This is a genomic window from Pseudomaricurvus alkylphenolicus (assembly GCF_011683955.1).
Taxonomy (GTDB): Bacteria; Pseudomonadota; Gammaproteobacteria; order Pseudomonadales; family Cellvibrionaceae; genus Pseudomaricurvus; species Pseudomaricurvus alkylphenolicus.
Genome location: NZ_JAAQPI010000002.1, coordinates 615,554 through 639,019, shown reverse-complemented (window position 1 = coordinate 639,019; position 23,466 = coordinate 615,554). Strand labels below are relative to the sequence as shown.

The following is a 23,466-nucleotide window of genomic DNA, read 5'->3' as shown; positions in this document are numbered from 1 at the left end:
TTTACTATCGCGCCTCCCAAAGGATTATTGACGATATTGATCCGGCACAAAGTGAGAGATTTTCCAATGAAACACGTGGTATATCCCGGCACCTTTGATCCTATTACCAATGGCCATATCGATCTGGTTGAGCGCGCCTGCCGACTGTTCGACAAGGTAACGGTCGCCATTGCTGCCAGTACCAAGAAGAACCCTCTGTTCACCCTGGAAGAGCGGGTTGAACAAGTCAACAAAGTCCTGGCCCACCTGGACAATGTCGACATTTGCGGCTTCGACATATTGCTGGCCGATCTGGTCAAACAGAAGCAGGCCAACGGCGTACTCCGCGGTTTGCGGGCGGTATCGGACTTTGAATACGAATTTCAGCTGGCCAACATGAACCGCGCCCTGATGCCGGAGATGGAAAGCCTGTTTCTGACGCCTGCAGAGCACCTTTCCTACATATCTTCCTCCCTGGTGCGGGAGATCGCCTCTCTGGGCGGGGATGTGTCAAAATTTGTCCACCCCTTGATCGCCGAAGACTTGAAGGTCAAATTCGGCTGATCGCCAGCGTTGCTGTCAGGCTGATTAAGCCCCGTTCAGGGGCTTAATTGAGCGCGCTATTCAATGGTTTGCTTGTAACCGGCCTGCGTGCATCCCAGACAGCGCACAAAGGTGGCTTTCCCCGGCCCCACAACCAAGGTGTCGGCTGCCTGCATCATATTGCCTCCAGCGGCGGAAAATGGCAGCGATACCACCCACACGGCGGAACCGACGATCGTGGTAGCCAGTAGTACAGGCCGAACCACCAGAAGATCCGTGGTCATAGCCAGTGCAGAGGGGTCTTCTTCCACCTTGTTGATACCCTCCTCCCCCAGACTCAAGGGGCTGATGGCCAAGCAACTCGCCAGGACCAAAGCCTTATACCTGCGCATATGTCTCAACACAATTATCTCCTTATTCCAGTGTGATTCGGTCAATTCTGTATCCGGTGCCAAGTAAAGTGTAGCAGCAACAGACCCGGATTATGGCAGCTCAGCGCTGGCAGTGACTACAGTAGACCGTGGACCGCTGCCCCAGGCGTATTTCTTTGAGAGGTCGATCACACTCTCTGCAGGGCTTACCGGTTCGGCCGTACACCAAGAGCTGTTGTTGGAAGTAACCCGGCTTGCCATCCCCGCCAACAAAGTCCCGAAGGGTTGTTCCGCCCTGCTCAATGGCACGAGCCAACACAGCTTTGATTTCGCTGGCCAAACGTCGATAGCGTTCTTTGGAGATTCTGCCAGCCGCCGAAGTGGGCCGAATTCCCGCGCTGAACAAGGCTTCATTGGCGTAGATATTTCCCACTCCCACCACTATCTTGCTGTCCATAATAAAGGTTTTGACCGCCTGTTTGCGCTTACGTGAACGCTGATAGAGAAGGTCACCGCTGAAGGTGTCGCTGAGGGGCTCCGGACCCAGATGCTCGATCAGGGGATGATGTTCCGGCTCCTCCTCTGTAAACAAAACGGCTCCAAAGCGACGGGGGTCATTTAGACGAAGCACGGCTTTGGCACCAAAATCGATATCGACATGATCATGGTAGCCAGCGTCTTCGCGGCGCGACACGATGCGCAGACTGCCAGACATTCCCAAGTGCAGTATCAGAGTTCCCGTGGAAAATCCCAGTAGTAAGTACTTACCTCTGCGCAAAACAGCCTGGAGCTTTCTGCCTTCCAGCTGACTGGCAAGATCATCGGGTACGGGCCAGCGCAAGCTTGGCTGCCGCACAGTCACCGCCTGCACCGGTCGACCAAGAATGTGGGGCTCGATGCCCCGCCGGGTTGTTTCCACTTCTGGCAGTTCTGGCATGTCGATTTTCCTGTAAATAAAAAACCCGGCGCATGGCCGGGTTTTTCAGAGGCAAAAGTAAGAAAGGCTCTTACTTGATTTTGCCTTCCTTATACATAACGTGCTTACGAACCACTGGATCGTATTTTTTGATTTCCATCTTTTCTGGAGTGTTGCGCTTGTTCTTATCGGTCGTGTAGAAGTGACCGGTACCAGCACTGGAGTTCAGACGGATTTTTTCGCGTGCACCTTTAGCCATGATTCAGCTCCTTATACCTTCTCACCGCGAGCGCGGATGTCGCTCAGTACGGACTCAATGCCCTTCTTGTCGATGATGCGCATGCCTTTAGAGGATACACGCAGCTTAACAAAGCGCTTCTCGGACTCTACCCAGAAACGGTGAGAGTGCAGGTTAGGCAAAAAACGACGCTTGGTGTGGTTTTTTGCGTGGGATACATTGTTACCGGTTACTGGACGCTTACCAGTGACCTGACATACCTTAGACATCTTATTGCCTCGTTTAAACAGATCATCGCTGCCTTGGCAGCAATTAAATAAAACTTCAGTCGAAATCAGCGACTCAATTGCCTTCTATACCGCCTTCAAACTGGGCCAAACCCTGCTGAAACCGAGAAGGGTTGAAGCCCTGAGTCAAGCAACAAGCTTCAAACAAAATTGGGGTCCGTCGCAGAGAGCGGCGTTTTATACCAGAACGATGGATCAATAGCAAATAATCAGCCGGTTTTTTGCTCAGCGCCACGCTCAAACATTGGTCCGGACAGCTGTGCCCCAAGCGGCCCAATTGCAGTAAAGGCTACAATAGCCCTCGCTCGGCAAAAGACACCACCTCGCCATCCCCGACGACCAGATGATCCAGTACGCGAATATCCACCAGGGCCAGCGCCTGTTGCAGCCGTTGTGTAATGCGCCTGTCGGCCTGGCTGGGCTGGGCCTCACCAGATGGATGGTTGTGAGCCAGTATCACCGCCGCCGCATTGGCCTCCAGAGCGGTTTTCACCACTTCCCGCGGGTATACGCTGGTGCCGTCTATGGTGCCCTGAAACAGTTCCTGGTAACGCAGCAGGCGATGGCGGTTATCCAGCAACAGCAAACTGAAAACCTCTCTGGGTTGGTGTCGCATTTCCGCTGTCAGGTAGGCGCGTACGGCTTCCGGGCTGTCAAAGAGGGTACTGGATTGCATGATTTCTGCTAAATGCCGTCGCCCCATCTCCAGCACCGCCTGCAGTTGGGCAAACTTGGCCTGTCCTAACCCTCGTGCACCACAGAATTGGTCCTGATCGGCCTCCAGTATTGGCCTCAGGCCGCCAAACTGGGCCAGCAGCTCTCTGGCCAGGTCCACTGCCGATCTTCCGGCACAACCTGTGCGCAGGAAAATGGCCAATAATTCGGCATCAGAGAGTACCGACGCCCCTTTTTCCAGTAATTTTTCCCGTGGCCGCTCCTGTGCGGGCCAATCGCGAATACTCATTATCAACATCCCTGTGATGAGCGATCCATATTTCCTATAATGCTGCCATTATTGCGTCAGATATTTTCACCCATTTCGTCGTAATGCTATCTTTAGTGCCACTAATTATGTTGCAGGTCAGAACAAAGCATGAGTTCACTCACCAATAAACAGATACTGCTGGGCGTTACAGGCGGCATTGCCGCGTACAAGAGCGCCGAGCTTATCCGGCGTCTCCAGGATCAGGGCGCCAGTGTCAGGGTGATCATGACGCCTGCTGCGCAGGAATTTATCACCCCTTTGACGCTACAGGCTCTTTCGGGCAATCCCGTCCATACCACTTTGCTCGATCCGGAAGCCGAGGCGGGAATGGGGCACATCGAGCTTGCCCGCTGGGCGGACTTGCTGCTGGTGGCTCCGGCATCCGCCGACTTTATCGCCCGCCTGGTACAGGGCCAGGGTGATGACCTGCTGACCACCGCCTGTCTCGCAACCCCGGCTCCTCTGTGCCTCGCTCCCGCCATGAACCAGGGCATGTGGAGTAATCTGGCCACTCAGGACAACCTCAAATGCCTGGCGGAGCGCGGGATTCGTTGTTTTGGTCCGGCCGAAGGCAGCCAGGCCTGTGGCGACGTGGGGCCGGGCCGAATGCTCGAGCCCGACCAGTTGGTAGAACTGGCAGCCGCTCAGTTTGAATCCGGCATTCTGGCGGGCAGATCCGTCGTGATCACCGCGGGGCCCACTCGCGAGGCTATAGACCCTGTCCGTTATATCAGTAATCACAGCTCTGGAAAAATGGGTTATGCGCTGGCCGAAGCCGCCCGTGACGCCGGTGCCAGAGTGACATTGATCAGTGGCCCCACCCGGCTGCCTGAGCCCGAGCGATGCCGGTTTGTGGCTGTTGATAGTGCCGAGCAAATGTACCAAGCCAGTCTTGATGCTCTCTCGGATTGCGATATGTTTATTGCCTCCGCCGCCGTGGCCGATTACAGGCCGGCAAACGCAGCTGAGCAAAAAATCAAGAAAACCGGTCAAGACACGATGGTTCTGGAACTGGTTAAAAACCCGGACATCGTAACGGCTGTTGCTGCCAGTGATAATCGCCCTTTTACGGTTGGTTTTGCCGCTGAAACCCAGGATGTGACCAGCTATGCCCGGGACAAACTGGTACGTAAAAAGCTCGACGTTGTGATTGCCAACGATGTCTCCCGCGGCGATATCGGCTTTAATAGTGATGATAACGAAGTAACGATTGTCTGGCCCGAAAACGAGGAGAGCCTGTCACCGCGCAGTAAAACTCAGCTTGCCCGGGATTTGATTGTCAGGCTGGCGCAGGCCGTAAACTCCGATTAACCGAGCGGGTTAATCCGCTAGACGAGACCAGGGTGTACCGCCACCCCAACCTGGTATTTGAAAAAGGAATTCAGAGTGGTTCTGAAAAAGAAGCTCAGAGAAGCCCCCGCCGCCACTCGTCGGCTGCCCCTCGTAACCATTTTATGCCTTCTTTTAGTTGTATCCCTGGTGATTGGCAGCGGTCTGTGGAGCTATGACCGCTGGATTATCAAAGAACAGGATCAGCGCCTGAGGGACCTGACCGCCCAACAGGCCCAACAAAGGGCTTCCGATGTTGCCATCTATCTCAAACAACAACAGAAACAACTGGCGCAGTTCGCCAAGCGAGGCTCGTTACGGCAGGGATTACAAAATAATGATCAGCAACTGCTGCAATCTCTGTCCCAGAGTCTGGGGTCGGCGTTTGATCAACTGATGTCAATTCGAGTGCTCGACTTAAGACGCAATAACCTGCTATCGGGCACCCCAGGGCCTCTCAGCTTTACTGAGCTGGATATGATCAACCGCGCCGAACAGGGAAAAGCCGTTCCACCGGAGGCACTCAGAAAAGACAAGGGCTGGTCCCTGCTGCTGATTGCCCCCGTCATCGCTGACGGATCAGAAGAGCCGATTGGCACTCTGTTGCTGACGTTAACCACCGATGATTTGTTCAAGCGTATTGCTGCCATGCAGCCTGGATTGGGTCAGACCCAGCTCTATCGCAGTGCCAAGCTCAAACCACTGTTGATTTATCAGAGCGGGGAGGGAAACAAGGCACTGAGCGCAACCAGCAGTATTTCCGACAGCGTCTGGCAGATTCAGTTTTCCCCTTCCAGAAAACTGGCGGATCAAGTGGCCATGAGCCCGGTGCTGCTATTGACAGCACATGCCTTGGTAGGGGCGATTCTGCTCGCCTTGGGTTACTGGTTGACAGGGCGTGTAGATCCTGCACGTCAGCCATTGCCTCCATCCAGGCCCGCAGCGGCTCCAAAACCCAAAGCGGAGGCTGTACCTGAACAGACCGCGGCTGAAGAGAACATCAGTAACCCGATTTATCAGGAACAGGATATTCTCGATATCCAACTGGCTGAAGAGGATGAAGGCCTGCTGGGGCTTGAAGAACGTGAACGCCCGCAAGCCGCCGTAGCATCTTCTCCCCCTGTAACGGAGAACTTACCGGCACATATTTTTCGCGCCTATGACATCCGCGGTATCGCGGAGACTGAAATCACGCCGACTCTGGCCAGGAAAGTGGGTACGGCGCTGGGCAGTATGGCGCTGGATGCCGGTGAAAGTTGCATGTTTGTCGCCCGTGATGGTCGTCTTCACAGCCCGGAACTGACCGACGAGCTCGTCAGTGGCATCCTTAGCAGCGGTTGTAACGCGATCAACCTGGGAGCCGTGCCCACGCCTCTGATGTATTTTGCCACTTGTGAATTACCGGAAAGCAGCAGTGGCGTTATGGTGACCGCCAGCCACAACAGCGGCGAGTACAACGGCTTTAAGATGGTCATTGCCGGTAAAACACTGCTGGATGACGGTGTGCTGGCAGTGAAGTCCAGAATTGAACAGGGCGAGTTACGCAGCGGTCAGGGCGAGGAGTCCTCACAGCAGGTTATCCCTGAGTATATAGACCGGGTCTTCTCAGACGTGGCTCTGGCCGGCGACGTAAAACTGGTCATCGACGCGGGTAATGGCATTACCGGCGAAGTCGCACCGCTACTGTTCGAAGAACTCGGCTGTGACGTTGAACCGCTGTACTGCAACGTCGACGGCAACTTTCCGAACCACGACCCGGACCCCACGGTGGAGGAGAATCTCTCAGACCTTATCGAAGCGGTTAAGACCTCGGGCGCTGATTTGGGCCTGGCGCTGGATGGGGATGGTGACAGATTGGTGATTGTCACCCCAGGCGGACAAATTATCTGGCCCGACCGCCTGCTGATGCTGTTCGCCAAAGATATCGTCTCACGCAATCCCGGCGCTGATGTACTCTTCGATGTAAAATGCACCCGTGAACTGAACTCCCTTGTCAGCAGCTATGGCGGCCGCCCGATCATGTGGAAAACCGGCCACTCGCAAATGAAAACTAAAATGCAGGAAACCGGAGCCCTGATCGGCGGAGAACTATCGGGGCATATCTTCATCAAAGACCGCTGGTATGGTTTTGATGACGGTATGTACGCCTGCGCACGGCTGCTGGAAATCATGACATTGAGAGACCAGGATATAGACTCTCTGTTTGATGGCTTTCCAGCCTTGCCGTCAACGCCCGAGCTTAGAGTTCCGATCGCCGAAGACCGTAAGTTCGCTGTGGTCCAGGAATTGATCAGTAACGGCAACTTTCAGAATGGCAAACCCATTACACTGGACGGATTGCGAGTGGATTTTGCCAAAGGCTGGGGGTTGGTGAGGGCCTCAAACACTTCCGCTGCACTGACGCTGCGCTTTGAAGCAGAAACCGAAGCTGTGTTGGAACAGGTCCAGCAGCTGTTTAAACGTGAGCTATTGAAGATCGATAGCGAACTCGATCTCCCTTTTTAAATTAGAAACACACTAAAGCAGGTTTACCATGTCACTTACCCGCGATGATGCCATCAACGTAGCCAATGTTTTGACTGAGGCTTTACCCTATATTCAGCGCTTTACCAATCGTACCGTCGTGGTCAAGTTCGGTGGCAACGCCATGGTGGACGAAGCATTGCAAAACAGCTTCGCCCGGGACGTTGTACTGATGAAGCTGGTCGGCATGAATCCTATTGTTGTTCACGGTGGTGGCCCACAGATTGGTGATTTGCTCAACAAGCTCAATATTCACTCCGAATTTGTCGATGGAATGCGAGTCACGGACAGCGCCACCATGGATGTTGTCGAAATGGTGTTGGGCGCTTCTGTTAACAAGCAGATTGTAAATCTGATCAATCGCAATGGAGGCCAGGCCATTGGCGTAACCGGCAAAGACGGGCAACTGATCCGCGCCCGCCAACTCAAAGTTACCCGCAACAGCCCGGATATGGAAGCGCCTGAAATCATCGATATTGGTCATGTGGGTGAGGTTTCCTCCATCAATACCTCTGTGATCGATATGCTACTGAACAGTGACTTTATCCCGGTCATTGCACCCATAGGTGTGGACCGCGAAGGTAACTCCTATAACATCAATGCTGATCTGGTAGCCGGCAAAATTGCAGAAGTGCTGCAGGCCGAGAAGCTTATGCTGCTAACCAACGTTGCCGGCCTGCAAGACAAGTCGGGCAAGGTGTTGACCGGCCTCACCACCCGGGAGGTGGATGCCCTGATCGAGGATGGCACCATTTACGGGGGTATGCTGCCCAAAATCGGTTGCGCACTGGATGCCGTCAAAGGGGGTGTCACCAGCGCCCACATTATTGATGGCCGGGTAAATCACGCCGTATTGCTTGAAATCTTTACCGACGAAGGGGTGGGAACACTGATCACCAATAAGCAATAACCCCTTATTGACATTGAGGAAATTGGCCAGGGCAAATGGTCAATTTCCAGAATCTCTGTATTGATGCCGCTCCTCTAACTCGCTAGGATAGCGTGTGCGTACTTGAGCCGCTGAGATATTCAGACCCGAGGAAGCAGCTAACCGGCAGGCCGGCAATCAAGGATTTATCAAACGCAGGATTTACGACGCTTTCGCTATTCGAGGCGAAGGGGGAGTTATTGTTTACAAGGCCAAGCAAGCAACATTATGAGCAAACCCAGCACCAAAGTTTCCCGCCGACAGCAAATTCTCGAGTCTCTGGCACACATGTTGGAAGTGTCCCCTGGAGCCCGTATCACCACGGCCGCTCTGGCCAAGGAAGTCGGGGTATCGGAAGCTGCTCTATACCGTCATTTTCCCAGCAAATCCAAGATGTTTGAGGGGCTGATCGAGTTTATTGAGGAGACCCTTTTCACCCGCATTAACCTGATCATCAATGATGAATCCTCCGCACTGGCCCGCTGCAACAAGATCATTTATCTCCTGTTAACCTTTACCGAACGCAACCCTGGCATAACACGATTGCTTACCGGAGACGCACTGACCGGTGAAACTGAGCGCCTGAGAGCACGGGTAGCCCAACTGTTCGATCGGCTCGAAACCCAAATCAAGCAGATTTTGAGAGAAGCCGAGATCCGGGAAGGGGTTCGCCCGACATTGCCTGTCACCGCCGCCGCCAATCTGTTGATGGCAACGGCGGAAGGACGCATCGCGCAGTTTGTGCGCAGCGAGTTCAAGCGCCCTCCCACCGAATCCTGGGAAGAGCAGTGGCCGGTATTGGTCAATGGCTTTTTTCGCGAAGCCCTGCAACCTATCAATTAGGCAATCAGGTCAAAAATCAGCCAGCCGAGCTTGCTATCCCTTAGTGGCTGTGGGGTTGCTCGCGCGATCTAAGGGAATTGCTGTTTGCCACGACATATTGATCTACACTTTAACAGTACCATCAGGCGCTGAAGCGGTCGGAATTATGCCGGGAACGATTCTTGTCATTGAAGACAATCCTGATAACCGCAAGCTGGTTACGTGGATTCTGGAAGATGAGGACTACGAAGTGGTCTGTGCCGAAACTGCGGAGGAAGGGCTTGAGTTGTTGCTCGACAACCACTTCGATGCCGTATTGATGGATATTTCCCTGCCGGGTATCGATGGCAAAGAGGCAACTCGGCGTATTCGGGCTCAACCACGATGGCAAGAGCTGCCGATCCTGGCATTAACCGCCCACGCTATTAAAGGCGAACATGAGTCAATCCTGGCCTCCGGAGTGACGGACCTGCTTACCAAACCGCTCGATGAGGGCTTGCTACTGGAGCAGCTCAGCACTTTGGTGCCGAGCCGATGAGTTTGGGAACTAACCAACCATGAAGCGGATACTCGTAGTCGACGACATGGAAGACAACATCAAGGCGCTGAGCTTTGATTTGTTGGATGATGGCTATGAGGTGGCCACCGCTCTATCGGGCCACCAGGCTCTATTGGATATCCAGCAGCAGCAGCCTGATCTAATCCTGCTGGACCTGATGATGCCGGAAATGGATGGCTTTGAGGTTTGCCGTCGACTGCAGGAAAACCCCCTGCGCCGGGAAATCCCTATTATCGTGGTTTCCGCGCTGGACGATCACGAGAGCATTGTCCGGGCTCTGGATCTCGGTGCCCAGGACTATGTTACCAAACCCTACTATTACCCTATTATCGCTGCCCGTATTCGCGCCGCTTTGCGCCAGAAACGGGAGCGAGACCTGCTGCTGCAACTCAATCGCGATCTGGATGAAGCCAGACAGATGGCGGAGGCGGGAATGCGTGCAAAAAGTACCTTCCTTACCAATATCAGCCATGAAGTTCGCACCCCCATCAATGGCATCACAGGTATGGCCCACCTGCTGAAAAGCGGCAAGCTGGACAAAGAACAGCAGGAGTATGTCAGCACCATTGAACTGGTGAGTGACAATCTCTTAAATATGATCGACGAGATCCTGGATTACTCCAAGATCGAATCGGGCGATATTCATGTGGCGGACGACCTTTTCAATCTGCGCGACTGCCTGGACCATGCAACACGCTCAGTAAAAGATAATTGCCGCCAAAAACGCCTGGCGATGGATATCGTATTGAGCCAGGATCTGGATCGCAATTACCGCGGGGACAGTGGTCGCGTACAGCAGATTCTGCACCATCTGTTGCACAACGCCATGAAATTTACCAATCAGGGCGGCATTACTCTGAGGGTGCTTCCCTGCACCGAACCTGCAAAGGACGACCTGCACCAACGAATTCAGTTCGAGGTTGAGGACACCGGCATTGGATTCGATGCCAGCCGCCTGGAAACGCTGCTCGGCTCCTTTTCCCAGGCGGACGACTCCACTCAGCGACGCTACGGTGGCACAGGCCTTGGGCTGGCAGTGTGTTATCAGCTTGTGGATCATATGGGCGGGCACATAGAGCTGGAGAGCCGACCAGGCCAGGGCACTCACGTTGTACTGAATCTGCCCTTTGGTATTGCACCGGTAGAAGAGCCCGTTACACCAGGCTGGCACGGGCTGGAAGACAAGAATTGCCTGATACTCAGTGAACAGCCCGAAGCAGAGGTACACGTAGAGCAGGCTATGCTGAGTTTTGGCTGTCACACCGAAATTCTTCCGCTGAGTGAACCTTTCGCCTCGAACCTGAGTTCATTGGTCAGTGGCCATACCACTCCCGATTTCATCATAATACGCAACCCTGAGCAGTCCTTTACCCCGCTGTTACCGGAGCTGCGGAGCATCGGCAAACTCAACGAATGTCCCTGTTTTATGATCAGCCCGATTGAATGGGATGGAGAAACAGAAAGTGGATACGATGCAACTCTGGAGTGGCCCCCTCAATTCAATGAGTGGTACCACACCATCCACGATATTTTGCACCCGGTAAGCAACTACGATAGTCAGCCTGCCAAGCAACCACACCTCCCAATCCTTTTGGCGGAAGATAATATTGTTAATCAGAAGGTGGCGGCGAAGATTCTCGATAACCTCGGCTACCAAGTCGATATTGTGTCCAATGGGTTGGACGCCGTCGATGCCGTCAAGCACAAAGAATATGGGTTAATCCTGATGGATTGCCAGATGCCGGATATGGATGGCTACGAAGCAACCATTAATATTCGCCAACTTCAGGGCCTGGAACGCCATCTGCCAATTATTGCCCTGACTGCACACGCCATGCGGGGTGAGCGCGAACGCTGCCTGGCAGCCGGCATGGACGATTATCTGACGAAACCCATCAAAATACCCATGCTGCGTGATACCCTGCAGCATTGGTTCAAAACCCTGGAAGATTGATCGGGCATATTCACTCTTCCAGAATACAGCGGTTTCTTCCCTCTTCCTTGGCGCGATACAGCAGCTTGTCAGCCCGGGCGAACGCCTTTTCGGCAGTATCGCCCTCCTTGAGCGTCACTATTCCCATGGACAAGGTGACCTTGACCGGATCCTGCTTGAACCGAAATGGTGTTTCAGCAATTACCGACCGAATTTTGTCCATGAGAGCAAAGCCGTCCTGCGGCTCAGTTTCAGGTAACAAAATCACAAACTCTTCGCCTCCATATCTGGCCATAAAGTCCACTTCACGCAGGCGTTGGGAGATGGCTTTGCTCAGCACCTGCAGCACTCTGTCACCCGCCTGGTGCCCATAGGTATCATTGATGCGTTTAAAGTGGTCAATATCCGTCACAACCACTGTGAGAGCATTTCCATAACGTTGCCATCGACTCCATTCGAGGTGCATCCTCTGGTTGTAGGCTTCTCGATTGGGTAGGCCTGTGAGTGCGTCGGTAACCGCCTTTTGCCGGGCAGCTTCAAGCTCTTCTCTGGCGCTGGCAGCTTGTTGCTGAGCTGTGGTTAACTGTTGCGAGAGCTGCTTTAATTGCGCCACCAGATCGTCGTCACCCTGGGCTTGCTGTTTCTTTTTAAGAGCGTCATTGATGGCCTGCAAGTGAGTATTGATGTCTTGTTTGAGCTGATTAACCTCTGTTGCCACCGCCACGGACTGCCCTAAGGAACCAAGTTGATGCTGTAGCGTCTGCTCAAATTGCCGCTCCAACTGCTGGTTTTGCTGTTGCTGGTCGATGGTGCCGCCCAGTCCCGAAAGTATGGATTCCAACACTCCGTGCAAATGCTTTAGATGTTCCCGGTACTCTTCGTCGGCGAGTAGATAAGCCTGTAGCACCAGATCCCGAATATCCTCCAAGGTTGGAACCAGTTCGTACCAGTTCAGACCCCGTTCGAGACGTTCACGGGCGTCCAGTGCTTTTTGTTCGGTGCAATCGACCGGCTCAACCCGATCCAGCAGGTCCGTCAATACGTGAAATACTTTGTCCGAAATACGGGAAAAAGCCGGCTCATGGACAGGCCGCTGGAACACTGCCTCTTTTTGAGCCTCTTCATCCACTTCCTCGCGGGTCTGGAGCTGTCCTTCCAGGGGCTGCGTCTCTGCTACTTGGGAAGTTTGTTCCGGGGCTTGCTCGGTATGATCGGGCTCTTTCGAAACATGTTCAGTGGTTTCGGTATTTTCGCGAGTTGGTGTTTCACTACCTTTATCAGCTGATTTCGGGGCACTCGCTTCTTTATCATCATCCCTGGTTTGTTCACGACTGCCCCGTCCTAGCAAGCGGCCAATGAAGCCCTGGGCGGGTTCCACGCCAGATTCACTAAAAGCCTTTTGCTGCAACTCGGCAAACTGAGATAACAGCAGGGGAAGATCGGAATCGGCTGCATGCTTTAACCGCTTGGAGAAACTCTTTACCTCGGCTGCCGCCTGGCCGGCATAGGGCAGAAGTCCCTTGGCCAGTTCGCCAAGCTCCTCCAGAGTTCGACCGGCACGCTGCTCCCTATCCTTTTCAAACCTGAGGACAATTGCCTCAAGCCCTTCGACCACCCGCTCCAATCCTGCGCTATCACCCTTCTTCAGGTGGCCTCTGAGCCCTCTTAGACCTGAATCAAGCTCCGGGTCCTGTCCTTCTGCCGCCAGGCTTACCCGCACGAGCATACGTCGCATCAATTCATGCTGTTGTTGATGGTGTTTTTGCTGTCGCTCATGCTCGTCCAGAGCATCCAGGTACTTCTCTCGCCAATCGGTAGTACTCGTCATACGGCTTCCCTATGCCAGAGTGGTCATTGCAAATGATCATTATAGTCGGCCAGGTCGGCACGATGATCTGGAAAGCTTGCCGCAATTGACTCTTGAGTGAAAGCGTGAGGGTAACTGTGCGCGAGGGGCGCGAGGGGTAATTAGAGGAGGAGGGGGCCACCACAGACGGGAGAGTGGTGGCCAAATTTCAGAAATCAGCTCTTCTCTGCACGGATTTTAGCAATCAGGTAATCGGCAACCTTCAGCATTTGCTGCTGACCGCCCGCCATTCGGGCGCTAATACGGTATTGACCGTTGACGACCATTTCCGGTGTGCCGGTTATCTTGTAGCTGCGGGCCCTGGCATCAGCCTGTTTGACCTGGCTGGTCACACCGAAGGAATTGAATGCTTTAACAAACTTGCTGCGATCCACACCCTGAGCTGCAAAGAAATCTGCTAGAGCATCGATGTTTGACAGCTTTTTGCGTTCGAGATTAAGCGCATTAAACAGAGGCTGGTGAACCTTGTCCAGAACACCTAATGCCTTGGCGGTATAGAAAGCCCGGGCATGAATCTCCATGTCGTTGTTCCACATGGCCGGAGACTGTTGAAAATCCACATCCGTGCCCTGTTGTTTCTGCCATTGATGAACCATGGGTTCAAAGCGGAAACAGTGTCCACAACCGTACCAGAACACTTCGGTGACCTCGATTTTGTTGGGGTTGCGGGTGCGAACCGGGTTATCGAGCACAACGTAGTGCTTACCTTCCTGGAAGCCGGAATTGGAGGCCGGGCCTTCTGCACAGGCCATCAGGGAAAACATCAGGGCAAAAATTGCCGCCAGTACACGCATAACAGAGCTCCATAGATGCGATTGATAGTGATCGACTTACGTCTGACATATGACAGCGCATATTATTGAGGTTCCCGAGGAACTTCAATTTCCAGTCACCTGAAATGATTCTCCACAGACGTCATGAACCGAAACTGAATCGGCGCCCTGAAGAGTCCGGCAGGCACAAAAAAAGCGGCTTACGCCGCTTTTTTCTTATCACCCGGTTTAGTTCAAACCAGCGATATAGTTCGCTACTGCCTTGATTTCGGCGTCGCTCATATGCTGGGCCACCTGGCGCATGATTTTTGAATCGCCGTCATTGACCCGGTTACCGGCGCGGAAGTCGCGCAGCTGCTTCTCAATATAGTCTGCATGCTGGCCACTGAGACGAGGGTAACCTGCTGGAGAGTTGCCCAGGCCACGGGGAGAGTGACAGCCCGTACAGGCAGGCATACCTACACTTGGATTACCCGCGCGGAAGACTTTCTGACCGAGCTCCAGGCCGTCAACTTCAATGCCGGAGTTTACGCGTACCTTCAACTCCTTGGCACCGGAAAGCTGCAGGGGCTTCTGATCAAAGAACGCCGCCATATCCGCCAGATCCTGATCGCTCATATTGTCCAGCAGACCTGTCATCTCGACTATTTTCCGGCTACCGGACTTGATGTCTTGCAGCTGCTTGATCAAATACTTCTCACCCAGACCAGCCAATTTAGGGAAGTTGGGGGCAGGGCTATTGCCGTCAGCTCCGTGGCAGGCCGCACATACCGCAACCTTGGCTTCACCCGCTGCCGCATCACCCGCAGCCACGGCTCCTTGAGCAGCGGCGATCAAACCTACGGCCATCACTGCCTGTTTGAAGATGTTTTTCATTGGCTAATCCGTCAAATTAATCATCAAATAAACTGTTGTTGGTGTACCGACTACCGGCCCGATAGCCGAACGCGATACAATGAGCGCCGCTGGCGGCAGACAAAAACCGCGACATTATATACTAACCGCCTGAAATCTCACTCTTTTTGCAGGGTTATGCTTTGAGCCGAATCATTTACTCTTCCAACGATCCCCAAGTTGATGAAGAAACAACCAAATCTGGCGTCCACAAGATTGCCTTTAATAAAGCTGCATTTACTCAAAGCGCTCCATCGATTCGCCAATGCCCGCCGGATGAGGGTGCCGAAGTGGCGTTTGCCGGCCGCTCCAATGCCGGCAAATCCAGCGCCATTAATACGTTGACGGCCAACCACAAGCTCGCACGCACCAGTAAAACGCCTGGACGAACCCAACTCATCAATTTTTTCCAGCTTTCAGAGCAACAGAGGCTGGTTGACCTGCCCGGATATGGATACGCCAAGGTCCCCCTTAAAATGAAACAGGAGTGGGAACGCAATCTCTCGGAATACCTGCAGGAACGTCGATGCCTTAAGGGTATGGTCCTTCTAATGGACTGTCGCCATCCAATGCAGGAATTTGACACTATGATGCTCAATTGGGCCATAGAGGCGGAAATGCCGGTGCATATTCTGTTGACCAAAGCCGACAAGCTCAAAAAAGGCCCCGCAAATGCTACCCTTTTAGCCGTTCGCAAACACCTCTCTGAAGCTCAGGTCGATGATCTGGTGAGTGCCCAGCTGTTCTCTGCCCTCAAAAAAACGGGACTGGATCAGCTGAAGAAAACGCTCAACCATTGGTTGCATCTCTCATCAGAAACATTGTGACCAACGAGTCTGCAAGGGCGACAAGCCTTATTCCAAATCGCTATAATGTTTTTTGAATCGTTGGATATTTCTACGACTTGTCGGTCGCGAGTGTATTCCCGTGAAATTCTGAGACATTGCCTTCACTGGATGACACTTAGGGACTTACCCCTAAATTCTGTCTTTGGCTTCCAAGCCAGTGAGAATTTTGACGGTTTCCAGTAGGGGAACATCAGAATTAAATAGGTGCTTTGGCCAGATATGATCCCCCGGTGGCCAAAATCCCGACTACACTGACAACAACAGGATAAGACCTTTCCAACAATAATAACGCCCATTGAGAGAGGAAAACGTATGCGCTGTTCGCCCCTGTCCCTGACAGCAGCGATTGCCCTTGCATTGGCCAGTCAATCATCTTTCGCTGACTCAGAAACGGAAGAAATGCTGGTTTATGCTCAAAAACGGGCTCAAACCATTCTGGAGGTTCCCGTGTCTGTGGCCTCCTATGGAGAAGATTTATTGGTGCAGGCACAAGTCCGCAATCTTGGCGATCTGCAGCAGGTTGCACCCAGCCTGGTTTTTAACAGCTCAACAGGCGCCACTCAATCGATTATGACCATCCGCGGCATCGGCACCGCCGGGCAGAATTCCGGTCTGGAACAGTCCGTCGGTGTGTTTATCGACGGTGTATACCGCGGTCGCCCCGGCTCCGCCCTGAGCGATTTTGTGGATATAGAAAGCGTTGAAGTCTTGCGAGGTCCGCAGGGCACACTATTTGGCCGCAACACTTCTGCTGGGGTTATCAGCGTTCGCACCCGCAAGCCATCTTATGAATTTGGTGGCAACCTGAGTTTCAGTGCCGGAGATATCGGATATCGTCAACTCAAGGCCAGTGTGACCGGCCCATTAATCGAAGGTACCCTGGCGTACCGATTGTCTGCGACCTGGCAAGAGCGCGACGGTCTGGTAGAAGATGACGTGACCGGAGACGAGTATCACAACAAGGATCGCAGTACGGTTCGCGCCCAGTTGCTGTGGGATTTTGATGACGATACCTCTCTGCAAATTTCCGTGGACTACACCGAAACTGATGAGTCTTGCTGTATTGCCTCGCCAGTCTTTTACGGCAGCGCAGGCACCACCCTGTTTATCGGTGGCCCCGGCTTGGGTGCCATTAATCCGGCCTTCAGTAGTTTTGGCATATTTGCCGCTCTGCAGGACGGCACTCCCGGAGTCTATGCCGCACCCGAATTTACCTTTAATGGTGGCGGACTGTCGACATACCCCGATCCCGGTCGCTACAAGGTCAGTGCAACCCCTGGTATCGGCGCGGACGACAGTTTTATAGATGGCGGTATTTCAGCGGTATTTCAAACATCCCTGAACCAATCCATGGATCTGACGGCGATAGCGGCTCACCGCATTTTTGAAACCGCGCCCTTCAATGATGTGGACCAAACCTCTGCGGACATATGGAACGCCGGACGTGGTCAGGACATTGAGGAAAACTCCTTTGAACTGCGCCTGTCCTACAGTCAGGAGAAATTGGACTGGACCGTCGGCTTTTACTACTTCGACCAGGCCATCGATGCCCGGGGCGATTTCGCCTGGGGAGCCGATGCCTCCAATTATCTGGCCCAGGTGGGGATTGCCCGCCTTGCCGGTCTGGCGGCGGCAGGAGTTCCCGGCTCCGTCGGTGATATTCTCCTGACCGGCCTGGTGGGTGTGGATTCAAACGGCCCCGGTGGTGCCGCCAATCCGGGCAACTGGTTCCCGTCAGCGGGGCTTGCAGGCACCGGTTATCACGAGGACATTGAGTATAAGGCCGAGAGTGTTGCGGCCTTCGGCCAGGCTACCTGGCATCTGACTGACGCCCTCAGTTTCACCTTCGGCGTTCGATATTCCGAGGAGGAAAAAGAGGCAGACTACGAAGTTACCAGCACCGACCCTTACTCGCAGATCAATCTGTTGGATATCAGCCCGGCGCTGTTCTACGCCCTGCGTCCTCTCCAGTTGCACCCCCCCGTTGGCGCCACCAGCGACAGCTATGACGACGACAATCTGTCTTTTGCCACCAGCCTGAACTACGAATTGTCGAAAACCTTGTCGGTCTATGGCCGTTACGCCCAGGGCTACAAGGCCGGCGGTCTTAACCTCAATGGCGGTATTGGTCAGGACCCCGGTAACCCGGTCGCGGACCTGACGAATAACCGCTTTGATGCAGAGGAAACCGAGTCTTTCGAAATCGGCGTTAAGAGCTACTTGCTGGATCGGACGCTGCAGTTGAATGCAACCGTGTTCTACCAGACGGTTGAAGACTTCCAGGCCAACTCTTTTGACGGTGTCGGCTTCACCCTGAAGAATGCCGGTGAAATTGACGGCAAAGGACTGGAGCTGGACTATACCTGGACGCCGACGGAAAACTGGGTGTTAACTGGTGGTCTGGTGTTACAGGATATCGAGTACGGCGAATTTGAAGACGGCTCTACCACAGCAGCTCAGCAGGAAGCTGCGGGGTTGCCAGCCCGTGCCTTGGGCATGGTACCTCCGCAAGACCTTACAGGTGAGACACCCAACTTTGTGTCCGATATCACCTACGCCGGTAGCGTTACCTACCTGCACAATATCGACTCCGACCTGCAACTGAGAATCGGTACCAGCTATCGTTTCCGCTCGGATTACACAACAGGACAGGACAACGATGACTACACCGAAAACGACGACTATTGGATTTTCAACGCCAACATCACCCTGGCGGGTGCCGATGACGCCTGGGCACTTGAACTCTGGGGTAAGAATCTGACGGATGAAGAGGTGATTAATATCGGTTTTGATACACCGTTGCAAACCGGCAGTTTCAGCGCTTTTATGGAAGAACCCATGACTTGGGGTGTTACCGGGCGAATGAAATTCTAGTTGACCAACGAAAAGTGCCCGGCGGCCTTGGGGAAACCGTCGGGCACAAAACCGACAGCCTTGGGGACGCTGTCGGCAAGCCAGCGACGCAGTGTCCTGAGCGTCGCCATCTAGAACCAGTTCTGTTCAATTTTTAGACGCTCAATTTCATCTTCAGTTCCCCACCACTCTATCTCATCCAGTTTCAGTAAACCAAAACCTAAAGTAGTGGTTAACTGCAAATTCAAGCCAAAAAAAAGCCCTGGATAACCAGGGCGCTTTTATTGAGAAAGCGGTCGGCCATGCGGCCTCTAAGTAAGGAGAGCAAGACACCATGAAATATCTTGATTACTGAGACCGGGCCTTTCTTGCAAAGTTCAGGGATGACTCTTTGGATACCGCAATTTGTCCTGAATAGACCCATTTACTGCTCTTTAATCTCTAATGGGCTTCTTCCCAATTTTCTCCGATGCCCACTTCCACCAGCAGCGGTACATCCAGACTCATGGCAGCTTCCATTTTGTCCTTCAATCCCTGACAGACAGCATCCAGATCTTTTTCCGCAACTTCCAGCACCAGTTCATCGTGAACCTGCATCATCATTCTGGCGTCCAGGCCGGATTCTGTCAGCCAGGCGTCCACATCCAGCATGGCGAGTTTGATAATATCCGCCGCTGTACCCTGCATGGGCGCATTGATTGCCGTGCGCTCTGCCGCCTGGCGCCGCATACCGTTGCGGGAATTGATTTCAGGCAGGTAGAGACGACGTCCTTTCAGGGTTTCCACATAGCCGTTCTCGGCGGCTTCACTGCGGGTGGTTTCCATATATCGCTGAACGCCCGGGTAGCGTTGAAAATACAGGTCGATGTATTGCTGTGCCTCATGGCGCCCCAGGTGCAGCTGTTTTGCCAACCCGAAGGCGGACATACCATAGATCAACCCGAAATTAATGGCTTTGGCACTGCGCCTTTGGTCGTCGCTGACCTGATCCAGGTTCACACCAAACACCTCGGCGGCGGTGGCTCTGTGGACATCCATACCCTCTGCAAAGGCGCGCTGCAGGTTTTCATCACCTGAGAGGTGAGCCATGATACGCAGCTCGATCTGGGAATAATCGGCAGCAACGACCTTGTAACCCGCCGGGGCTACAAAGGCCTTACGAATACGACGACCCTCTTCGGTACGTATGGGAATGTTTTGCAGGTTCGGATCTGTCGAGGACAGACGCCCCGTAGCCGTAACCGCCTGATGGTAGGACGTGTGTACGCGCCCAGTAGCAGGTTTCACCATTTTCGGAAGCTTGTCCGTATAGGTGGATTTGAGCTTGGAAAGCCCCCGGTACTCAATCAGCAATGCCGGCAATTCGTAATCCAGGGCCAGTTCCTGCAACACCTCCTCCGCAGTGGACGGCGCGCCCTTGGGTGTCTTTTTAATCACCGGCAGTTCAAGCTTTTCGAACAGAATCGCCCCCAGCTGCTTGGTAGACCCCAGGTTAAACTCCTCACCTGCCAGTTCATAGGCCTGCTTCTCTAGGGCCTGCAGGCGTTCGGTGATTTCGTGGCTTTGCTGTCCCAGCATATTAGAGTCGATCAAGGCTCCATTGCGCTCAATTCGTGACAATACACTGAGTAGCGGCAATTCAATTTCGTCAAACACGCGTTGCAGAGAGGCAATTCGAGCCAGCTGGGGTGATAGCGTCTGATGCAATCTCAATGTGATGTCCGCGTCTTCAGCGGCATAGGGACCCGCCTGATCCAGAGGAATCTGATTGAACGTGAGTTGCTTGGCCCCTTTACCGGCAATATCCTCAAAATGAATCGTCTGGTGATCCAGGTGCTTTTCCGCCAGGGTGTCCATGTCATGACGACTTCCCGCAGAGTTGAGCACGTAGGATTCCAGCATAGTGTCATAGGCAATTCCCTGCAGATCCACGTCATGGTTCGCCAACACACTCTTGTCGTATTTCAGGTTTTGACCCACTTTTCTGATGCCTGGATTTTCCAATAGCGGACGCAACTGCTCCCAGACCCAGTCTTCGGGCAGCTGCTCCGGCGCATCCAGATAGTCGTGCCCAAAGGGAACGTAGGCAGCCTCTCCAGCCTCGATGGCAAAAGACACCCCCACAACCCGGGCTTCCATATAGTCAAGACTCGTGGTTTCTGTGTCGAAGGCAAACAGATCGGCCTGTTTTAACCGTTCTATCCAGTTGAGAAACGATGTTTTGTCGAGAACCGTTTCGTAATGAACTTCGCTGACTTGCGGGGGAGCAACCGTCTCCCCGTCACCCGTGTCTTGTGTGCTTGTCTGACCACCCTGCGCCGGCTCCGCACCACTCAGCTCCTTGATCCAGGTTTTAAACTCCATCTCCTGGAACAGCGCCATCAGGCCATCTTCATTTCTGGCGGTCATGGCCAGGTCGCGGGGCCCTACCTCCAGTTCCACGTCGGTCTTGATGGTTGCCAATTCGTAGGACAAGTAAGCGGAGTCGCGGTGTTCGGAGAGTTTTTCCGGCATTTTCTTGGCACCGCGAAAGCCCAACTCGCGTATTGCCTCCAGATCTCCGTAGATCGCATCCAAACCGCCCAGGCTCTGTAGAAGCGCCAAGGCGGTTTTTTCACCCACGCCCGGTACTCCGGGAATGTTGTCCACTTTATCCCCCATCAGTGCCAGAAAATCGATGATGAGGTCCGCCGGAATGCCAAACTTGTTCACCACCCCGTCCAGATCCATCACCGTATCGGTCATGGTATTCACCAGCGTAACGTGTTCACTCACCAACTGCGCCATGTCCTTGTCGCCCGTGGACACTACCACATCGACCCCCTGCTCTGTGGCCTGGCGTGCCAGCGTGCCGATAACATCATCTGCTTCCACACCATCAATAATAAGCAGGGGCATTCCCATCGCACGAATGATGTTGTGAATGGGCTCTATCTGGACCCTTAAATCGTCTGGCATGGGAGGACGATTGGCTTTGTATTCAGGATAGATGTCGTCGCGAAAGGTTTTGCCCTTGGCATCGAATATCACGGCGACAACACTGCCGGGATAGTCCTTATCCATTCGGCGAAGCATATTGATCACCCCTTTGACCGCTCCGGTAGGGTTGCCCTTCGAGTTCGTCAGGGGTGGCAGGGCGTGGTAGGCGCGGTACAGATAAGAGGATCCATCCACCAGGATCAGGGGGGCTTTAGACATGCTGGGTTCCGTTGTCCGTTTATTACTGGGTGCGTTGTTACCAGAAACGTTATCACCAGGAGATATTGTTACTGGAAAACGTCGCTACTGGAAAAATGGTTGCTGGAATCTCAATGGCTACGGCGATTCCGGGTGCCGCTATTCTCTAACAGCGAGAATTGAAGGACAAATGCAATTGAATTTGCAGAGAATTCCGCCGGTAACACTTTTTAACATTCGCTTAACCAACCCCGCATAGTGTTACTTATACGTTACCAACCACTATATATAGTGTTACCACTGTTAATTTGTGTAGGCTCGCCCCACAAACGGGAAGAAATATGTGCCATTGCACAAAAAAAGTGCTGGCATCACTGACACCATTCCGTTACCATGCGTAACACAAAGTAACAAAACAACTGATCAGCAGGTTCCAAGCCCTGGTGATCGGAATCAACCACCTCAACGGAGGACCTCATCATGAAAAAACTTGGTTTTCTGCTCGCTCTTGCACTGTTCGCTAACGGCGCTATGGCTAATAAGGTTGGTTCCAGCTACTCCAACGTTGCTGTCATCGTTGCAGAGACTGGCGCCAGCTCAAGCTGGGCAACTAAAGAAATTATGCTTGCTGAGCAAAATGCTCAGAAGATGGAAGAAACACTGGAAGCCGCCAACGAAAAGCTGGCTTCCAAGCTGGAACAGCGCTTTAACCGTATGCTTGAAGCCTCTAGCCAGCAGTAACAGTCAACTCTCCTCTTGGCGTTGTAATTAATTATTCATCGCTCTTCCCTGCACTGGGCTCTCACTCTCTCCTCCCTATTACCAGTGCAGGGTTCTTTTTGCCCATCGCCCCTTTTCAATAAGCACAGCTCCTGAACTCGTCATAGAGATTGATCAGTAGCAATTTGTAACTGGTCACACCAACGCCTAACAGGTCCACCTCCCGCATCTGCAGCTGCTCACGATTGGCGAAGCTGGTCATCCACTTACGCTTGTGTCCTTTGACAATCAGCAGACAGTCGCCGTTTTCCAGCTGCTGGCCCGCACGCCAAAGGCTGCGTGCCCCCGGCGCAATCTCGGGAGAATGGGAAAGAACAATAGGTGCGGGCAGATCCACGTATTCCAGAAAGTGACCGTAGGCCTGATGATCTACTGCGTAGGCACGGCGGGATGTTTCGATACTGGTTACTGAGCTGGGCGGCGGTAACAGTCGTAGCAGAGCTTCTGCCTCCCGCTGGGCGTTCGTTCTGTAGAATTCCCGATTCTGGGGATCCAACTCTGACAACTGTAAGGAAATTGCGTACAACACCGGTATCGCATGAGTGCCATTCAGCCAGAGGTGCTGTTCGTGATGGTTATCATGCGCGTGATCTGAGGAGTGGCGACCCTGGTCGGGCAAGCTCAATACACCTTCCATGGAAACTTGACGAGTATTTACCGCAAGCTCCTGCAAGTAGGGCTCCAGACTCGGCCCCACCCAGAGTAACAAATCCGACTGTGCCAATTGTCGTCTGTCAGATACGGAAAACGCAAAGTCGTGAGGAGTTTGCCCTTCTCCCAATAGAACACGGGATTCTACCTTCCCTTCAGTCACCAAATCCAACAACAGCGCCAATGGCTGTACACTGCTAATCACGCGAA

21 protein-coding genes are annotated in these 23,466 nt (G+C 53.4%); 11 read left to right on the top strand and 10 right to left on the bottom strand.

The window, feature by feature from the left end:
• Positions 1 to 66 precede the first annotated feature (66 nt).
• Entirely contained in the window at positions 67 to 543 is a 477-nt protein-coding gene (coaD, locus tag HBA55_RS08150; protein WP_166989243.1) for a pantetheine-phosphate adenylyltransferase, read from the top strand.
• 56 nt (positions 544 to 599) lie between these two features.
• Here coaD and HBA55_RS08145 read toward each other — a convergent pair whose 3' ends face one another.
• The 5 genes from HBA55_RS08145 to radC form a co-directional block, all read right to left on the bottom strand.
• Positions 600 to 926: a hypothetical protein gene (locus tag HBA55_RS08145; RefSeq protein ID WP_338109374.1), complete on the bottom strand. Its 327-nt coding sequence runs from the start codon at positions 924 to 926 to the stop codon at positions 600 to 602.
• 88 nt (positions 927 to 1,014) lie between these two features.
• Positions 1,015 to 1,830 (bottom strand): bifunctional DNA-formamidopyrimidine glycosylase/DNA-(apurinic or apyrimidinic site) lyase, encoded by an 816-nt coding sequence (mutM, locus tag HBA55_RS08140; RefSeq protein WP_166989241.1) that lies wholly within the window; start codon positions 1,828 to 1,830, stop codon positions 1,015 to 1,017.
• Positions 1,831 to 1,900: 70 nt separating this feature from the next.
• The gene (gene rpmG, locus HBA55_RS08135; protein WP_166989239.1) at positions 1,901 to 2,068 is read right to left on the bottom strand and encodes a 50S ribosomal protein L33; all 168 of its coding nucleotides are present in this window, start codon (positions 2,066 to 2,068) and stop codon (positions 1,901 to 1,903) included.
• Between the two features lie 11 nt (positions 2,069 to 2,079).
• On the bottom strand, positions 2,080 to 2,316 hold the full coding sequence (gene rpmB, locus HBA55_RS08130; protein WP_166989237.1) for a 50S ribosomal protein L28: 237 nt from the start codon (positions 2,314 to 2,316) through the stop codon (positions 2,080 to 2,082).
• A gap of 307 nt (positions 2,317 to 2,623) precedes the next feature.
• Complete coding sequence (gene radC, locus HBA55_RS08125) at positions 2,624 to 3,298, bottom strand: RadC family protein (RefSeq protein ID WP_166989235.1); 675 nt, start codon at positions 3,296 to 3,298, stop codon at positions 2,624 to 2,626.
• Between the two features lie 129 nt (positions 3,299 to 3,427).
• Between radC and coaBC the strand changes: the two genes are divergently transcribed.
• From coaBC to HBA55_RS08095, 6 genes are all read left to right on the top strand, one after another.
• A complete protein-coding gene (gene coaBC, locus HBA55_RS08120) occupies positions 3,428 to 4,630 on the top strand; it encodes a bifunctional phosphopantothenoylcysteine decarboxylase/phosphopantothenate--cysteine ligase CoaBC (RefSeq protein WP_166989233.1) in 1,203 nt (400 codons plus the stop codon).
• A 75-nt stretch (positions 4,631 to 4,705) separates the two neighbouring features.
• Positions 4,706 to 7,153 (top strand): phosphohexomutase domain-containing protein, encoded by a 2,448-nt coding sequence (locus tag HBA55_RS08115; RefSeq protein WP_166989231.1) that lies wholly within the window; start codon positions 4,706 to 4,708, stop codon positions 7,151 to 7,153.
• Between the two features lie 28 nt (positions 7,154 to 7,181).
• Positions 7,182 to 8,081, top strand: coding sequence for an acetylglutamate kinase (gene argB / locus HBA55_RS08110; RefSeq protein ID WP_166989229.1), 900 nt, complete (start codon positions 7,182 to 7,184; stop codon positions 8,079 to 8,081).
• Positions 8,082 to 8,327: 246 nt separating this feature from the next.
• Positions 8,328 to 8,942, top strand: coding sequence for a nucleoid occlusion factor SlmA (gene slmA, locus HBA55_RS08105; protein WP_166989227.1), 615 nt, complete (start codon positions 8,328 to 8,330; stop codon positions 8,940 to 8,942).
• A gap of 145 nt (positions 8,943 to 9,087) precedes the next feature.
• Positions 9,088 to 9,459, top strand: coding sequence for a response regulator (locus tag HBA55_RS08100; RefSeq protein ID WP_166989225.1), 372 nt, complete (start codon positions 9,088 to 9,090; stop codon positions 9,457 to 9,459).
• A gap of 19 nt (positions 9,460 to 9,478) precedes the next feature.
• The gene (locus HBA55_RS08095; protein ID WP_166989223.1) at positions 9,479 to 11,434 is read left to right on the top strand and encodes a response regulator; all 1,956 of its coding nucleotides are present in this window, start codon (positions 9,479 to 9,481) and stop codon (positions 11,432 to 11,434) included.
• 10 nt (positions 11,435 to 11,444) lie between these two features.
• On the opposite strand, the gene HBA55_RS08090 is transcribed toward HBA55_RS08095, so the two are convergent.
• The 3 genes from HBA55_RS08090 to HBA55_RS08080 form a co-directional block, all read right to left on the bottom strand.
• The gene (locus HBA55_RS08090; protein WP_166989221.1) at positions 11,445 to 13,241 is read right to left on the bottom strand and encodes a sensor domain-containing diguanylate cyclase; all 1,797 of its coding nucleotides are present in this window, start codon (positions 13,239 to 13,241) and stop codon (positions 11,445 to 11,447) included.
• Between the two features lie 194 nt (positions 13,242 to 13,435).
• Complete coding sequence (locus HBA55_RS08085; protein WP_166989219.1) at positions 13,436 to 14,074, bottom strand: thiol:disulfide interchange protein DsbA/DsbL; 639 nt, start codon at positions 14,072 to 14,074, stop codon at positions 13,436 to 13,438.
• Positions 14,075 to 14,281: 207 nt separating this feature from the next.
• Positions 14,282 to 14,929 carry a c-type cytochrome gene (locus tag HBA55_RS08080; RefSeq protein ID WP_166989217.1) on the bottom strand — a complete coding sequence of 216 codons (648 nt, stop codon included), beginning with the start codon at positions 14,927 to 14,929 and terminating at the stop codon, positions 14,282 to 14,284.
• Between the two features lie 170 nt (positions 14,930 to 15,099).
• Here HBA55_RS08080 and yihA point away from each other — a divergent pair, with 170 nt between their 5' ends.
• Positions 15,100 to 15,774 carry a ribosome biogenesis GTP-binding protein YihA/YsxC gene (yihA, locus tag HBA55_RS08075; RefSeq protein ID WP_420821494.1) on the top strand — a complete coding sequence of 225 codons (675 nt, stop codon included), beginning with the start codon at positions 15,100 to 15,102 and terminating at the stop codon, positions 15,772 to 15,774.
• 333 nt (positions 15,775 to 16,107) lie between these two features.
• A complete protein-coding gene (locus tag HBA55_RS08070) occupies positions 16,108 to 18,669 on the top strand; it encodes a TonB-dependent receptor (RefSeq protein WP_166989215.1) in 2,562 nt (853 codons plus the stop codon).
• Positions 18,670 to 19,089: 420 nt separating this feature from the next.
• On the opposite strand, the gene polA is transcribed toward HBA55_RS08070, so the two are convergent.
• Complete coding sequence (polA, locus tag HBA55_RS08065; RefSeq protein ID WP_166989212.1) at positions 19,090 to 21,846, bottom strand: DNA polymerase I; 2,757 nt, start codon at positions 21,844 to 21,846, stop codon at positions 19,090 to 19,092.
• Here polA and HBA55_RS08060 point away from each other — a divergent pair.
• Positions 21,845 to 22,084, top strand: a complete 240-nt coding sequence (locus HBA55_RS08060) for a hypothetical protein (RefSeq protein WP_166989210.1) — start codon at positions 21,845 to 21,847, stop codon at positions 22,082 to 22,084. The two genes, polA and HBA55_RS08060, sit on opposite strands and share 2 nt — an antisense overlap.
• 221 nt (positions 22,085 to 22,305) lie before the next feature.
• Positions 22,306 to 22,566 carry a hypothetical protein gene (locus HBA55_RS08055; protein WP_166989208.1) on the top strand — a complete coding sequence of 87 codons (261 nt, stop codon included), beginning with the start codon at positions 22,306 to 22,308 and terminating at the stop codon, positions 22,564 to 22,566.
• A gap of 115 nt (positions 22,567 to 22,681) precedes the next feature.
• Here the strand turns inward: HBA55_RS08055 and HBA55_RS08050 are convergent, their stop codons facing one another.
• A complete protein-coding gene (locus tag HBA55_RS08050) occupies positions 22,682 to 23,461 on the bottom strand; it encodes a metal ABC transporter solute-binding protein, Zn/Mn family (RefSeq protein ID WP_166989206.1) in 780 nt (259 codons plus the stop codon).
• Positions 23,462 to 23,466: the final 5 nt, after the last annotated feature.

What these genes read in the sequence shown, in the direction of transcription:
- radC (WP_166989235.1), bottom strand. Translation starts at nt 3,298, where the DNA reads ATGAGTATTCGCGATTGGCCCGCACAGGAGCGGCCACGGGAAAAATTA.
- HBA55_RS08060 (WP_166989210.1), top strand. Translation starts at nt 21,845, where the DNA reads ATGCTGGGTTCCGTTGTCCGTTTATTACTGGGTGCGTTGTTACCAGAA.
- coaD (WP_166989243.1), top strand. Translation starts at nt 67, where the DNA reads ATGAAACACGTGGTATATCCCGGCACCTTTGATCCTATTACCAATGGC.
- rpmG (WP_166989239.1), bottom strand. Translation starts at nt 2,068, where the DNA reads ATGGCTAAAGGTGCACGCGAAAAAATCCGTCTGAACTCCAGTGCTGGT.
- HBA55_RS08070 (WP_166989215.1), top strand. Translation starts at nt 16,108, where the DNA reads ATGCGCTGTTCGCCCCTGTCCCTGACAGCAGCGATTGCCCTTGCATTG.
- HBA55_RS08095 (WP_166989223.1), top strand. Translation starts at nt 9,479, where the DNA reads ATGAAGCGGATACTCGTAGTCGACGACATGGAAGACAACATCAAGGCG.
- rpmB (WP_166989237.1), bottom strand. Translation starts at nt 2,316, where the DNA reads ATGTCTAAGGTATGTCAGGTCACTGGTAAGCGTCCAGTAACCGGTAAC.
- coaBC (WP_166989233.1), top strand. Translation starts at nt 3,428, where the DNA reads ATGAGTTCACTCACCAATAAACAGATACTGCTGGGCGTTACAGGCGGC.
- HBA55_RS08100 (WP_166989225.1), top strand. Translation starts at nt 9,088, where the DNA reads ATGCCGGGAACGATTCTTGTCATTGAAGACAATCCTGATAACCGCAAG.
- mutM (WP_166989241.1), bottom strand. Translation starts at nt 1,830, where the DNA reads ATGCCAGAACTGCCAGAAGTGGAAACAACCCGGCGGGGCATCGAGCCC.
- HBA55_RS08080 (WP_166989217.1), bottom strand. Translation starts at nt 14,929, where the DNA reads ATGAAAAACATCTTCAAACAGGCAGTGATGGCCGTAGGTTTGATCGCC.
- argB (WP_166989229.1), top strand. Translation starts at nt 7,182, where the DNA reads ATGTCACTTACCCGCGATGATGCCATCAACGTAGCCAATGTTTTGACT.
- polA (WP_166989212.1), bottom strand. Translation starts at nt 21,846, where the DNA reads ATGTCTAAAGCCCCCCTGATCCTGGTGGATGGATCCTCTTATCTGTAC.
- slmA (WP_166989227.1), top strand. Translation starts at nt 8,328, where the DNA reads ATGAGCAAACCCAGCACCAAAGTTTCCCGCCGACAGCAAATTCTCGAG.
- HBA55_RS08085 (WP_166989219.1), bottom strand. Translation starts at nt 14,074, where the DNA reads ATGCGTGTACTGGCGGCAATTTTTGCCCTGATGTTTTCCCTGATGGCC.
- HBA55_RS08090 (WP_166989221.1), bottom strand. Translation starts at nt 13,241, where the DNA reads ATGACGAGTACTACCGATTGGCGAGAGAAGTACCTGGATGCTCTGGAC.
- HBA55_RS08055 (WP_166989208.1), top strand. Translation starts at nt 22,306, where the DNA reads ATGAAAAAACTTGGTTTTCTGCTCGCTCTTGCACTGTTCGCTAACGGC.